Origin of the sequence: Falsihalocynthiibacter sp. S25ZX9, from assembly GCF_041205405.1 — a bacterium.
GTDB classification, from domain to species: Bacteria; Pseudomonadota; Alphaproteobacteria; order Rhodobacterales; family Rhodobacteraceae; genus Falsihalocynthiibacter; species Falsihalocynthiibacter arcticus.
The window spans coordinates 1-294 of the sequence record NZ_JBGFCD010000272.1; the positions used below are offsets into that span (position 1 = coordinate 1).

1 pseudogene is annotated in these 294 nt (G+C 52.4%); it reads left to right on the top strand.

Annotation, left to right across the window (positions count from 1 at the left end):
* Window positions 1–294, top strand: a pseudogene (locus AB9F29_RS22215) (endonuclease); the annotation flags it as partial.

A 294-nucleotide genomic window follows, 5' to 3' on the forward strand; every position in this document is an offset into this window, starting at 1 on the left:
TTGATGATCATGGCCATTGGTTTTCCTCCGATGAATTGAACGCCGATCCAGAACAGCCTCGGGTTGGGGGACGCATGGCAATCGCTGCGATTTTGCCTAGGGATAGTGGAACTGTCTGCGTCGTCTCGACACATTTGGACAGCAACGCGGACGCGAGGTATCGTGCCGTGCAATTTGAGCGCCTGCTTGATGCCATTGATGATTTTGCACCTGATATGCCTGTGCTTATCGGCTGGGACCTTAATACCGGCAATCACCAGCCACCCGATTTTGACTGGAAAGACGAAACCCTAT